Annotated in this window: 13 protein-coding genes; 6 read left to right on the top strand and 7 right to left on the bottom strand. The window is 48.4% G+C overall.

The features are described from left to right. Nucleotides 1–12: 12 nt before the first annotated feature. From HV350_RS12210 to HV350_RS12200, 3 genes are all read right to left on the bottom strand, one after another. Nucleotides 13–192 carry a hypothetical protein gene (locus tag HV350_RS12210; RefSeq protein WP_181630561.1) on the bottom strand — a complete coding sequence of 60 codons (180 nt, stop codon included), beginning with the start codon at nucleotides 190–192 and terminating at the stop codon, nucleotides 13–15. A gap of 275 nt (nucleotides 193–467) precedes the next feature. Beyond that, on the bottom strand, nucleotides 468–1451 hold the full coding sequence (gene zntB / locus HV350_RS12205; RefSeq protein WP_016153198.1) for a zinc transporter ZntB: 984 nt from the start codon (nucleotides 1449–1451) through the stop codon (nucleotides 468–470). Between the two features lie 156 nt (nucleotides 1452–1607). Beyond that, a complete protein-coding gene (locus HV350_RS12200; protein WP_181630559.1) occupies nucleotides 1608–2717 on the bottom strand; it encodes a methyl-accepting chemotaxis protein in 1110 nt (369 codons plus the stop codon). A gap of 410 nt (nucleotides 2718–3127) precedes the next feature. On the opposite strand from HV350_RS12200, the gene HV350_RS12195 reads away from it, so the two are divergent. Both HV350_RS12195 and HV350_RS12190 read left to right on the top strand, forming a co-directional pair. After that, nucleotides 3128–5242 carry an EAL domain-containing protein gene (locus HV350_RS12195; RefSeq protein ID WP_181630558.1) on the top strand — a complete coding sequence of 705 codons (2115 nt, stop codon included), beginning with the start codon at nucleotides 3128–3130 and terminating at the stop codon, nucleotides 5240–5242. 67 nt (nucleotides 5243–5309) lie between these two features. Then, a complete protein-coding gene (locus tag HV350_RS12190) occupies nucleotides 5310–6542 on the top strand; it encodes a sensor domain-containing diguanylate cyclase (protein ID WP_016156622.1) in 1233 nt (410 codons plus the stop codon). 12 nt (nucleotides 6543–6554) lie between these two features. Here HV350_RS12190 and smrA read toward each other — a convergent pair whose 3' ends face one another. Continuing rightward, a complete protein-coding gene (gene smrA / locus HV350_RS12185; RefSeq protein WP_016153202.1) occupies nucleotides 6555–7118 on the bottom strand; it encodes a DNA endonuclease SmrA in 564 nt (187 codons plus the stop codon). Between the two features lie 213 nt (nucleotides 7119–7331). On the opposite strand from smrA, the gene ogt reads away from it, so the two are divergent. From ogt to uspE, 3 genes are all read left to right on the top strand, one after another. After that, nucleotides 7332–7847, top strand: a complete 516-nt coding sequence (gene ogt, locus HV350_RS12180; protein ID WP_181630557.1) for a methylated-DNA--[protein]-cysteine S-methyltransferase — start codon at nucleotides 7332–7334, stop codon at nucleotides 7845–7847. A 194-nt stretch (nucleotides 7848–8041) separates the two neighbouring features. After that, nucleotides 8042–8794: a fumarate/nitrate reduction transcriptional regulator Fnr gene (gene fnr / locus HV350_RS12175; RefSeq protein WP_003020397.1), complete on the top strand. Its 753-nt coding sequence runs from the start codon at nucleotides 8042–8044 to the stop codon at nucleotides 8792–8794. Between the two features lie 151 nt (nucleotides 8795–8945). Beyond that, nucleotides 8946–9896, top strand: a complete 951-nt coding sequence (uspE, locus tag HV350_RS12170; protein ID WP_016153204.1) for a universal stress protein UspE — start codon at nucleotides 8946–8948, stop codon at nucleotides 9894–9896. Nucleotides 9897–9944: 48 nt separating this feature from the next. Here uspE and HV350_RS12165 read toward each other — a convergent pair whose 3' ends face one another. Further along, nucleotides 9945–10205, bottom strand: a complete 261-nt coding sequence (locus tag HV350_RS12165; protein ID WP_003020403.1) for a DUF2534 family protein — start codon at nucleotides 10203–10205, stop codon at nucleotides 9945–9947. 243 nt (nucleotides 10206–10448) lie between these two features. Here HV350_RS12165 and HV350_RS12160 point away from each other — a divergent pair, with 243 nt between their 5' ends. Continuing rightward, entirely contained in the window at nucleotides 10449–11480 is a 1032-nt protein-coding gene (locus HV350_RS12160; RefSeq protein ID WP_016153205.1) for a mechanosensitive ion channel family protein, read from the top strand. A 201-nt stretch (nucleotides 11481–11681) separates the two neighbouring features. Here the strand turns inward: HV350_RS12160 and HV350_RS12155 are convergent, their stop codons facing one another. Then, a complete protein-coding gene (locus HV350_RS12155; RefSeq protein ID WP_181630659.1) occupies nucleotides 11682–12089 on the bottom strand; it encodes a cupin domain-containing protein in 408 nt (135 codons plus the stop codon). Between the two features lie 215 nt (nucleotides 12090–12304). Then, on the bottom strand, nucleotides 12305–12688 hold the full coding sequence (locus tag HV350_RS12150) for a VOC family protein (protein WP_181630555.1): 384 nt from the start codon (nucleotides 12686–12688) through the stop codon (nucleotides 12305–12307). Between the last annotated feature and the right edge of the window lie 10 nt (nucleotides 12689–12698).

Raw genomic sequence — 12698 nt, 5'->3', positions numbered from 1 at the left:
AAAAACTCACAATCAGCAGGCGCGTATCCTCGCAGATCTGCGCCCGCGATGCGACAATTTAATCGGCTCTTCATCCGGTGGGGGATCCGGCATTGGCTGCGGACGAGGTATGGGATCGGGAATGGGATCGGGAATGGGAACCGGGTCGGTCGGTAGCGAATCAGTGTGCGGCGTTGCAATCAGACAGTTCATATACCCCTCCAGTTATTCAGGTTGGCTCTTTTAGGGTAGACGCTGATTTCCTGCAGGCAAAAAAAAGCCGACTAATCTAAGTCGGCGTCGTACGAATCAATTGTGCTATGCAGTAATTCAAAAAAGGAAGTAAGACAATATGGAGCGCAACGCCCATCGCTTGACGTTGCATTCACCTGCGAGAGAGATATTGCCCCGAATAGGTAGATGGTTTATTGACTTCGCTCAAAAACCAGGACGTTTTCATGCGCAAAAGTCACTAAAAAACGTTGTTGTTACAACCATTTACTACGATGCAACCATAAAGTAACACCACCAATCAGGACCACTAACAGAATACAAAAAAGTGAGAAGCCAAACTGCCAGCCACCGCCAGGGATACCGCCGAGGTTAACGCCAAACAGCCCGGTTAAAAATGTGCTGGGAAGAAAAACCATTGCCATCAATGACATTGTATACGTTCGGCGAGCCAGAGACTCCTGCATAACCTGCGCAATTTCATCCGCCATAATACCGGTCCTGGCAATACAGGCATCTATTTCATCCAGCCCTCTCCCTAGCCTGTCAGCGATATCCTGCATCCGCCGCCGATGGTCGTCGGTCATCCAGGAAAAACGTTCGCTCGCCAGCCGGGAATAGACATCGCGTTGAGGCGCCATATAGCGGCGCATCACAATTAACTGCTTACGCAGCAATGCCAGGAAACCACGCGGCGGAATCTGCTGATCGAGCAGGTTATCTTCCAGATCGATAATCTTATCGTGCAATTGTTCGATAAACTCACTGGCATGATCGGTTAGTGCATCGCAAACATCCACCAGCCAACTACCACAATCAGCCGCTCCCGTGCCTTCCTGGAGATCGCTGACCACATCATCCAGCGCCAAGACTTTACGCTGACGCGTTGAGACAATCAGACGTTCATCCATATATAAGCGCATCGCAACCAGTTGGTCAGGTCGCTCGTCGGTGCTGCCGTTAATACAGCGCAGCGTAATCAACGTACCTTCCCCTACCCGACTTACGCGTGGGCGCGTGCTTTCACCCGCCAGCGCATCACGCACGTTATTGGGAAGTAAAGGCGTTGTCGCCAGCCATTGCGCGCTTTCAGGATGGGTATAATTAAGATGCAGCCAGCAGGGATGTTGACTGTCGATAACATCGTTATCTTCCAGTGGCTTCACCCCACCACGGCCATCCAACAGCCAGGCAAACACGGCATCCGGCACATTAACATCCGTTCCCTTAATGGCTTCCACAGCGCCTCCACAAACATTCAGCTTTTTTCGTTAGTCTAGCTGTCAGAATATGTTAAGCAATATCTCATTGTCCCATTGTGCTGAAATGATTCATAAAAAGTATCTGATAATAAGAAAAGCGCCGACGAATGCGGCGCTGGTTACGAGATGCCCGTCTCAGGCCCGCTGGCGTCTCTCTAATTCAATCGCATGACTTAAGCGAAATTTATGCGTTCGCGATTGAAGGTCAATCACCTGATTTTTCAGGATACCTGAGGAGTCAGAAAGCTCATCAACCATAATGGCATTACTTTGGGTGACGTTCTCCAGTTCGGCCAGAGCATGGGTAATTCTGATTATTCCTTTCTCCTGCTCCTGCGTAGTGGTTAATATCTCGCCCATCAGTTGGTTTAATTGCCCGGCCCCCCCGACAATATCATGCATGTTTTTCTCAGCTTCACGCACAATAGCAGCGCCTTGCTGAACATTTTGATGGGTTTGGGCAATCAGTTGCTTAATATTCTTAGCTGCATCTGCACTGCGGTGTGCAAGCATTCTTACCTCACCGGCCACCACAGAAAAACCTTTGCCATGTTCACCGGCCCTTGCAGCTTCCACAGCAGCATTCAATGCCAGAATATTGGTCTGGAATGCAATACCATCTATCAGCGTAATAATTTCTGTCATTTGCTGTGCGCATTCGGTGATTGAACGCATATTTGTCGCAACCTGCACCATTAATTCGCCACCCTGACGGGCGCATTGCGTGGCAATTGTTGCCTGGGCGCTGGCTATTTGCGTGTTATCAGCATTATTTCGCGTATTAACCGCTATTTCATCCATGTTGGCAGCCGTCTGCATTAATGCTCCGGATTGCTGTTCTGTTTTCACTGAAAGCTCGGCGCTGCGTTCCGCCAGCTGTTCAGAAAGCGTCATCGCCGTTTGCGAGGATGTTCTGATCTCATTAACGAGTGCTGAAATATTACTTGATAAGCTATTGATGCCAGGAATTAGTCTACCCGCACAGTTATTACCAAATTCGGGAATACTGATTGCCAGATTCCCGGATGTTACTTCTTCAATGCTTCTTTTAACCGTATTAATCGGCATGACCAGATATTTCGTCATGTACCACCACAAACATAATATAGAAATAATGCTTACCGCATTAGTGCCAATAATAATTTCTGGGGTAGCCGAAAAAATCATTTCAACAACATTGAGCGCAACCGCTGTAATGAGCAGAAATAAAACAATAAAGGTTCTGACGCTAATATCATTTAACATTTTAACCCTGTGCACCAAGAAATAACGTGGATGTTATTTTTATAGCATCTGCAATACAGATTTCCATTGCTCTGTGACGAAAGCTGAACTTTCAATGAGAGCCAGCAGCCCTTTTACTTAAGTCAATAAATTACACTAGCCATTCATAATAGGTCAGCACTTTATCCCGCCAATGGCGGTAATGTTCCCCACCATCAGATTATTGTGATGGCGAGCACGTGACGAGCATAAAACACACAGAAACATAATTTTTATGAATGTTTATATAAGTAATGGCTTGTCATTTTCAATATCTTGCTCTTCGCTCTAATACTCATTGTAAAAACACAAGAACATTCCTGGTTTTATCAGGTTAACTGGACAAAACCTGCTAGATTTATCATCACGGCTTTTTTTCGATAGGTAGTAAGATGTTGCACGTGTCGTGGGACCCTGTATTGATTGGGATTTCCTTTGTTGTCGCGTTTATTGCCTCCTTTATTGCCCTCGACAGTGCGGGTAAGGTAGCAATCTCCAGCAAACGTGAATCTACCTTCTGGCGGCTATCTGGCGGCGCTACGCTGGGTATGGGGATCTGGTCGATGCATTTTATCGGTATGCTGGCCATGAAAATGACTATGCCGATCAATTATCACCTATCACTCACCGCGTTTTCGTTCTTTATTGCGCTCATTTCTGCAACCCTCGCCATCAATATCGCTATTTCCGGTAATACGCTATCAACAAAACGACTGGTCATTGCCACCAGCATATTGAGTGCCGGCGTTGTCACGATGCACTACGTTGGCATGTATGCCATTATCGAACATGTGGCCATCTCATGGGATCGCTCGCTGATTTTGCTCTCTGTAATTATTGCCGTCGTTGCATCCGGCGTAGGTTTATGGCTCGCCTTCCATTTACGCCAAAACACCCGTCGCGTGCTGATTAACCGACTTATTGCTGCCCTCATTATGGCGCTGGCAATTGCTTCTATGCATTACACCGGTATGGGAGCGGCAACGTTCACCCATTTTGGACACACTGCGCACGATGGGCTCAGTACGCTGGAACTCTCTGTCTGGGTCTGCGCCGTCACGCTGATTATTTTGGGTATCATGCTGGTCGTCTCAATGGTGGATTCACAACTGCGCACTTCCCGACTGGCTGACAACCTGCATCAGTTGAACTGCCAGCTTGAACATCAGGTCCACTTCGACGCGCTGACCGGACTAGCTAATCGAACGCAAATAGATACCCGCTTACAGGCCTGCCTGCGGCATTCCAAATTGCATCAACAGCATTTCGCGTTGGTATTTATCGACCTCGATCGTTTTAAAGTCGTTAACGATACCTGGGGGCATCACATCGGCGATCAACTGCTGATTGCCAGTACACAGCGTATCTACAGTTGCCTTGATGATTCAATGACGCTGGCAAGACTGGGGGGAGATGAATTTATCTTGCTGGTTCCAGACTGCAACCAGCAGGCTATCTCCGCCTTGCTTGCGCGAATTTCAGATGCGATCGGTGACCCCTTTACCTTATTCGGTCATACCATTCGGGTTTCGTTAAGTGCGGGGAGCAGTATTTATCCCGAACATGGCTCGACACTGCATGAGCTAAAAGTGAAGGCCGATATGGCGATGTATCATGTCAAACAGGCGGGCAGAAACGGCTGGGCTATTTATAGTCCCCAGATGGAAGCTATCGCTGATACGCCGCCGACATTTCTACAGGAACTTTCACAAGCGCTTGAACGCAACCAGTTTGAGCTATGGTATCAGCCTAAATATACCGCTGGAGATCATTCCCTGACTGGTTTTGAAGCGTTATTACGCTGGCATCATCCGGAGCGCGGCATGCTGCTACCGGCTGAATTTCTGCCTGCGCTGGAAGAAACGGGCCTGATTATTCCCGTCGGCAGATGGGTTATCCAACAGGCATGTTTGCAGTTGCATCAGTGGACATTACAAGGGAATACAGAATGGACGCTCGCCGTTAACCTCTCCCCCGCCCAGTTTGAACAGCATGATATTATTGATGTTGTTTGCAACGCCCTGGCGCAATACCAACTTTCACCTGCCTGTCTCACGCTGGAGCTCACGGAGAGCACTGCACTTAAAAATTTAAAACGCAGTATTGAAATCCTGAATGCTTTCTCTGCTTTGGGGATCACCGTTTCTATTGATGATTTCGGCACTGGTTATTCAAATATACTGATGTTGAAGTCACTTCCGGCACGGGAATTAAAAATCGACAGGATATTTGTCAAAGATATTAGCGAGAACAGTAAAAATACAAAAATTGTGTCTACCATTATTGACATAGCTCACTCCATGAATATGCGCGTGGTGGCTGAAGGAATAGAAACCCAGGAGCAGGAATTACTTCTTACCCAGATGGGATGTAGCATGCTGCAAGGTTTCCTGTTTGCAAAACCGCTGCCAGCGCATAAGATTCATGAACTGATCCAATCAGAAAACAGCATCAAACAAAAGCCAGTCGTACAACCCTTGTCTCACCGACAATCAATAACTTTGTGAGACTGTAATATCTAAAATTTTCGCCATTAAACGGGCAACACAGCAGATAAAGATAACGGGATTATCGATGAGCACAACCGAGCTGCATTCACTGGATTTGTTAACCTTTCCGGTGTGGATTGTTTCGCCACAAACCGAAGAACTGGTGTTCGCTAATATCGTTGCACGTGAGCTAATGCAGGATCTCTGTTTTTCCCCACTGCGCAAGGGCATATTCTCAACGCATTCTCAAAATGATTTAACCATGTATCTCAGTGACTTGAGCAATCATCATCACGTTGTTGAGATCCTCACGGTTTACCGCGATGGTGAGGAAATCGCGTTGGCCAGCCGCCTGTCCATTAAATCTCTGCCGGGCGTGGGGGATGTTATCCTTTTCGAAGGCATTGAAACGCCTACTGCGCAAGGTCTGAAAGCCAGCCGTTCAGCAACTTATCAACGAAAAAAACAGGGCTTTTATGCGCGTTTTTTCCAGACCAACTCCGCGCCAATGTTACTGATTGATCCGTCCCGCGATGGCCTGATCGTTGATGCAAACCTCAGTGCCCTGAATTTTTATGGTTACAACCTTGATGTGATGTGCCAGAAACATACCTGGGAGATCAACATGCTGGGCCGCCATATATTGCCGGTGATGCATGAAATCGCCCATCTGCCCGGCGGCCATAAGCCTTTGCACTTTGTCCATAAACTGGCAGACGGCACCTCACGTCATGTGCAAACCTACGCCGGACCGATTGAAATTTACGGTAATAAACTCATGTTGTGCATTATTCATGACATTACCGAACAAAAACGGCTGGAACAGGAGCTTGAGCATGCCGCTCTGCGTGACCCCTTAACGGGATTACTTAATCGCCGACATTTTTATCAGGTAACCGAGCCGGAGCAGACGCATGCGGTATCATTGACGCAGGACTACAGTCTGTTGTTGATCGACACCGATCGTTTTAAAAGCATTAACGATCTCTTCGGTCATTTAAAAGGCGATGAAGTGCTTTGCGCTCTGGCCCGCACACTGGAATCCTGTGCACGAAAAGACGATCTTATTTTTCGCTGGGGTGGTGAAGAATTTGTGCTGCTGCTGCCGCGAACCTCGCTGGATGTCGCCCTCAATCTTGCAGAAGTGATCCGCGCAACGGTAGCCAAGGTTACTCTCCCTGGTCTTCCCCGCTTTACCGTCAGCATTGGCGTTGCGCGGCACGAAACGAACGAAAGTATTGATGAATTATTCAAACGCGTGGACGACGCGTTGTACAAAGCCAAGCACGAAGGCAGGAACAGAGTATTGGCCGCCTGATGAATACGTGGCTCAGCGGCTGCGCTTAGCGTGACGCTCCCAGTTTTCCTGTTTTGCCTGCGCGGTTTTACGTAATGCCACATAGCATGCCCCGCTGCCGCCGTGATGCGGCAAAGCGGCGCAGTAGGCCTGGACGTCATCAAATTCTGTCAGCCAGCGCGCCACATAGCTGCGAACAATATTGGCATGAGCGTTATCGTCACGCCCCTTACCGTGTATCACCAGCACGTTACGTAATCCATCTTGCTGTGCCTGCAGAATAAAACTGAATAGCATCTGGCGGCATGTTTCTACGGGCTGGCGGATGAGATTAAGGCTCGCCTGCTGCGGATATTTTCCGGTTCGCAGTTTGTCAGTCACGCCGTGCTGCAAACCTTCGCGACGAAACTCCAGCGGCTCGTTCAACGGGATAATATCGAGAAACCCCGTCGTGAGAAAGTTATCCAGTTGAAGCGTATCGATACGCGCTGGAGTGCGGATATTACGCGTTGGCTGCCAGTGTACATCGGCGCAGCCCTTCAGCGGTTGGACATCCCCCATAGCATCCAGAAACAGCGAAGCATCATCAAGATTCATGTTTCTTCCTCCAGCGAATTACGACGAGCATTATCATAACCGCGCACTATTATACCGACAACGGTTTACGATTATTTCCAATAATTCACCCGGCTCGCTCCGCTGAAAAGATCTACTCACGACATACAGATATCCGTTTTTAGGGGTATAGCTGCGACTGTCGCTGGCGTGATAATGTGTAACCTCGCCTGAACGCTGTAATGAGAGAAACGGATGCTGAACTTACTGGAAGATACCATCGACACGCCGCTGGGCCCGCTGTGGGTTATTTGTGATGAGCAATTTCGCCTGCGCGCGGTGGAATGGGATCAGCACCGCGATCGCATGGAACAATTGCTGGATATTCATTACCGCACAGAAGGTTATCAGCGTATTCCAGCCAAAAACCCTGGCGGATTAAGCGATAAACTGTCGGAGTATTTTGCCGGGAATCTCAGTATTATTGACACGCTGGAAACGGCAACGGCTGGCACGCCTTTCCAGCGTGAAGTCTGGCAAGCATTACGCACTATCCCGTGTGGGCAGGTCATGCACTATGGTCAACTGGCCGAACAGTTAGGGCGCGCCGGTGCTGCAAGAGCCGTCGGTGCGGCCAATGGCGCCAACCCGGTAAGCATTGTGGTCCCCTGCCATCGCGTCATTGGGCGTAACGGCACCATGACTGGATATGCTGGCGGCGTGCAGCGAAAAGAGTGGTTATTGCGTCACGAAGGTTATTTGCTACTCTAGATTCCAGGCAATTAATGCCTTATTCGTCACACTTTCGCATAATGTGACCACAAATTTAATGCGGTTAATCAAGGAGTTACAAACATTCATTCCGGTTATACCTGAATTATTCTCTATTGGGAGTAGCTCAGGCTTACGTGCTCACCAAAAAGATGTTAAAATTGACAAATATCAATTACGGCTTGAGCAGACCTATGATCCCGGAAAAGCGAATTATACGGCGCATTCAGTCTGGCGGTTGTGCTATCCATTGCCAGGATTGCAGCATCAGCCAGCTTTGCATCCCGTTCACACTTAACGAGCATGAGCTTGACCAGCTCGATAACATCATCGAGCGCAAAAAGCCTATCCAAAAGGGGCAAACGCTCTTTAAAGCAGGTGATGAACTTAAATCACTCTACGCTATCCGCTCCGGAACGATTAAAAGCTATACCATTACCGAACAAGGCGACGAGCAAATTACCGGCTTCCATCTGGCAGGTGATCTGGTCGGTTTTGACGCGATCGGCAGCGGACATCACCCGAGCTTTGCCCAGGCGCTGGAAACCTCAATGGTTTGCGAAATTCCTTTCGAAACCCTTGATGACCTGTCCGGAAAAATGCCGAATCTGCGTCAGCAGATGATGCGTCTGATGAGTGGCGAAATCAAAGGCGACCAGGATATGATCCTGCTGTTGTCGAAGAAAAATGCAGAAGAGCGCCTGGCGGCCTTTATCTACAACTTGTCTCGCCGCTTTGCCCAGCGCGGATTCTCGCCTCGTGAGTTCCGCCTGACCATGACCCGCGGCGACATCGGTAACTACCTGGGTCTGACGGTTGAAACCATCAGCCGCCTGTTGGGTCGTTTCCAGAAAAGCGGTATGCTGGCAGTGAAAGGCAAATACATAACTATTGAGAATAGCGACGCGCTGGCAGTTCTTGCTGGCCACACGCGTAACGTTGCGTAATCTTTCCGCAAGCATTTCTGTTATCCTTCTGTCAAATCGCTAAATTTTCCCGATTTATTGATCTGGCAGGAGGTTCTCCCCTGTTTCAATCCACATTATTGGGTTACTCTTTTAATTACAAACTGCGATGACAGTTGTAAGGAGACCCTGTATGGCTATGTATAAAAATATGCTGGTCGTCATCGATCCAAACCAGGACGATCAACCAGCATTACGGCGAGCTGTTTATTTGCATCAACGGATTGGTGGCAAAATTAAAGCCTTTTTGCCAATCTATGACTTTTCCTACGAGATGACTACCCTGCTGTCGCCCGATGAGCGTACGGCAATGCGTCAGGGGGTCATCAGCCAGCGAACAGCATGGATCCGTGAACAAGCAAAATACTACATCGAAGCAGGGATCCCTCTTGAAATTAAAGTGGTATGGCACAACCGTCCCTTTGAAGCCATCATCCAGGAAGTCATTAGCGCTCAGCATGACCTGGTCCTCAAAATGGCACACCAACACGACCGCCTCGAAGCCGTAATTTTCACGCCTACCGACTGGCATTTATTGCGCAAATGTCCAAGCCCGGTATGGATGGTTAAAGACCAGCCATGGCCTGAAGAGGGTAAAGCTCTGGTTGCGGTGAACCTCGCCAGTGAAGAGCCTTATCACAACGCGCTCAATGAAAAACTGGTCAAAGAGACGCTGCAACTAGCAGAACAGGTTAACCATACTGAAGTGCATCTGGTTGGCGCCTACCCTGTTACGCCAATCAATATAGCAATTGAACTACCTGAGTTTGACCCCAGCGTTTATAACGACGCGATCCGTGGACAGCATCTGCTGGCCATGAAGGCGTTGCGCCAGAAATTCAGTATCGATGAGAAAGTGACGCACGTTGAAAAAGGATTGCCTGAAGAGGTCATTCCTGATTTAGCCGAGCACTTGCAGGCGGGTATTGTAGTACTGGGTACCGTCGGCCGTACCGGTATTTCTGCCGCGTTCCTTGGTAACACCGCTGAACAGGTTATCGATCACCTACGCTGCGACCTGCTGGTCATCAAGCCGGATGAATATCAGACGCCAGTTGAACTGGATGATGAAGAAGACGATTAACCACACAACTCAATGCCGGATGGCGATCTCATCCGGCATAACAAACGCTTAGTGTTGCTCTTCGCCGCCGAGGAAATAGATTCCCAGCGGGATAGCCAACAGAATCGTAAACACCATGCTGTAGACACAAATCATTGCCGATTGAATGGCGTACATTGAAGCGGTCCAGTCGGATAGCGGAATGTCATACTGTTCAATCACACCACCGATCGTCGCTCGCGTCACGACCGACGCTGCAATAATAAACACCCCAAGCAGGCACAACAGAAACTTCCGTCCCTTCGCTGTCTTCAGCTTAGCCATGATCATAGTACTGTCCTTTTGCAGATGAAAACCTTGTTACTTTGCGCTAACAATACCATGACATCAACTGACTGTCTGCTACATAAACCGCTTTCAGGGTGGATACCAGCGCTATTTCGCCGAAAATAGCGCTAATTGCATTATATATCTCCCCTATGGATTAATGATCTGACCGCCAGAACTGAGTAAAATATTCGAGGATTAGGATATCAGAAGATATTTCACTACCACGGAGCTGTTGGAAGAATCATGATCGCTGAACTGTTTATAAATAATGCGTTTAATTTGACGGTAATTCTCAGCTGCTGTGCCGCGCTGGTTCTGATGAGCGTCTGGTATCATCGTGGAGAGCGTCGCTGCAAAGGATTCATATTTCATGCCGCGCAATTTCTTGTCTATGCCATTATCATCGGGACGTTAGGCAGTATTGCTAATAACGTTATCGAAAATTACAGCCTGAAATTTATCTCCTCCAGCGTGGTCGACTTTATCTGCACCTCGTTGATTGCGCTGATCCTTACCATCAAACTTTTTCTGGTAATTAATCAGTTTGAAAAGACGCAGATTAATAAAGGCAGAGATATCACCAGCGCGAGGATCCTGTCGCGAATCATCAAGATTACCATCGTGGTTGCCATCATTTTGCTGTATGGCGAACATTTCGGTATGAGCTTATCCGGCCTGTTAACCTTCGGCGGCATCGGCGGTATCGCTGTAGGTATGGCAGGCAAAGACATTCTGAGCAACTTTTTCTCAGGGATTATGCTCTACTTCGACAGACCCTTTAGCATCGGCGACTGGATCCGCTCCCCGGACCGCAATATTGAAGGTACAGTTACGGAAATCGGCTGGCGAATGACCAAAATAAACACCTTCGATCATCGTCCGTTATATGTCCCGAACTCGATTTTCTCCTCTATCAGCGTAGAAAACCCAGGAAGGATGACGAATCGCCGCATCAAAACGGTGATCGGGTTACGATATGAAGATGCTGATAAAGTCAGTGCCGTTGTCGAGTCGGTCAGAGAAATGCTGCAAAACCATCCGGGAATAGACCAGAAACAAACCCTGCTGGTTTATTTTAATGAATTCGCCGATTCATCGCTGAATATCATGGTGTATTGCTTCACGAAAACCACCGTGTGGCAGGAATGGCTTGCGGTACAGCAGGACGTTTATTTAAAGATTATTTCGATAGTCAAGGCACACGACGCCGACTTTGCGTTCCCCAGCCAGACGCTGTATATGGATAATCCTGAAGTATCGCCATCGACACACTAACAAAAGAAAAGGCGCGGAAATCCGCGTCTTTTTTCTGCACTTATTTCAATGAGGCAATATCAATGACAAAGCAGTACCAGCGCCAGCGTTGGAATATACGGATTCAGGTCATACAGATACGGAACTGTATCAATAATCAGGTCAAACTGATTCACTTCGGGCATCGGATTCTTTACCTGCAGAACGCGTGCCCCGCACAGCTCAGGGGAGCAGGTTGTACTCAGCGTCGCTTACCGGTTCAAGCCACTCGTTCGATGCGCCAGCTGCCGGGATTTCCACAGCGATATGGGCAAACCAGCTATCACGCGCAGCGCCGTGCCAGTGTTTCATTCCCGCCGGGATGTGTACTATATCACCGGTTTTCAGTTCACGCGCCGGTTGATTCCACGCCTGATACCAGCCTCTGCCGCCGGTCACCAGCAAGATTTGTCCCCCTTGATGATGGATATGCCAGAAGTTACGACAGCCCGGCTCAAATGCTACGTTACCAATGACCACGCCTTCCATGGAGAGCATGGTCAGATAGCTGTCGCCAGTGAAATATTTCGCATACGCTTCATTTTTCTCTCCGCGAGGAAAGACGCTGTTACCATCAAATTGTTGATTCATAATCTCCGCGCCGGCGCTGGAGACGGTATTCCGTTGATTTTGCATTTAGACTCTCCAAAACGGTGGCAGCACGCGCCACCGATGCTGAAAACTATAAAAATTATAGAGACTCGACAGGCGGGTGATTAGAGGTGAAAAGAAGGACAACCTTATGAATCATGCTCATCAATAGTCGGTAACAGGTACAACATTTCTACTGGAGATGGCGTGAAGCCTTAGGCCACAATTTCAATCAAATTGCCGTCAGGATCGCGTATCACCGCTTCGTAATAGCCATCACCGGTGGTGCGCGGGTCAGAAACTAATATCCCCTGTTCTTTTGCATGCATCGCCATGGCATCAACGTTTTCACTGCCGCCAACTGAAATGGCGAGATGCACCCAGCCTGAGGTGTTATTGTCGGGAGCATGTTTTGTCAGTCCAGGCTTAGTCATTAACTCAATCGCGATATCCTCACCAATTTTGACAAAATAGGATTCAAATCCAGGATTGGTTTTACTGCAGTATTTTTCGTTGATCTTTGCGTCAAAAAACGTGACCCAGAATTGAGCTTGTTGCTCAAGATCCCGTGTCCATAACGCCACATGCGCAACCTTCATAGCTAACCTC

The sequence above is a fragment of the Citrobacter sp. RHBSTW-01013 genome, assembly GCF_013781985.1.
GTDB classification, from domain to species: Bacteria; Pseudomonadota; Gammaproteobacteria; order Enterobacterales; family Enterobacteriaceae; genus Citrobacter; species Citrobacter braakii.
The sequence above is the reverse complement of the archived record's forward strand: the minus strand, read 5'-3'. Positions and strand labels throughout refer to the sequence as shown.

Bases quoted from the DNA above. Each gene is read 5' to 3' on its own strand.
- HV350_RS12210 (WP_181630561.1), bottom strand. From the start codon at position 192: ATGAACTGTCTGATTGCAACGCCGCACACTGATTCGCTACCGACCGAC.
- HV350_RS12200 (WP_181630559.1), bottom strand. From the start codon at position 2,717: ATGTTAAATGATATTAGCGTCAGAACCTTTATTGTTTTATTTCTGCTC.
- HV350_RS12195 (WP_181630558.1), top strand. From the start codon at position 3,128: ATGTTGCACGTGTCGTGGGACCCTGTATTGATTGGGATTTCCTTTGTT.
- HV350_RS12190 (WP_016156622.1), top strand. From the start codon at position 5,310: ATGAGCACAACCGAGCTGCATTCACTGGATTTGTTAACCTTTCCGGTG.
- smrA (WP_016153202.1), bottom strand. From the start codon at position 7,118: ATGAATCTTGATGATGCTTCGCTGTTTCTGGATGCTATGGGGGATGTC.
- ogt (WP_181630557.1), top strand. From the start codon at position 7,332: ATGCTGAACTTACTGGAAGATACCATCGACACGCCGCTGGGCCCGCTG.
- fnr (WP_003020397.1), top strand. From the start codon at position 8,042: ATGATCCCGGAAAAGCGAATTATACGGCGCATTCAGTCTGGCGGTTGT.
- uspE (WP_016153204.1), top strand. From the start codon at position 8,946: ATGGCTATGTATAAAAATATGCTGGTCGTCATCGATCCAAACCAGGAC.
- HV350_RS12165 (WP_003020403.1), bottom strand. From the start codon at position 10,205: ATGATCATGGCTAAGCTGAAGACAGCGAAGGGACGGAAGTTTCTGTTG.
- HV350_RS12160 (WP_016153205.1), top strand. From the start codon at position 10,449: ATGATCGCTGAACTGTTTATAAATAATGCGTTTAATTTGACGGTAATT.
- HV350_RS12155 (WP_181630659.1), bottom strand. From the start codon at position 12,089: ATGAATCAACAATTTGATGGTAACAGCGTCTTTCCTCGCGGAGAGAAA.
- HV350_RS12150 (WP_181630555.1), bottom strand. From the start codon at position 12,688: ATGAAGGTTGCGCATGTGGCGTTATGGACACGGGATCTTGAGCAACAA.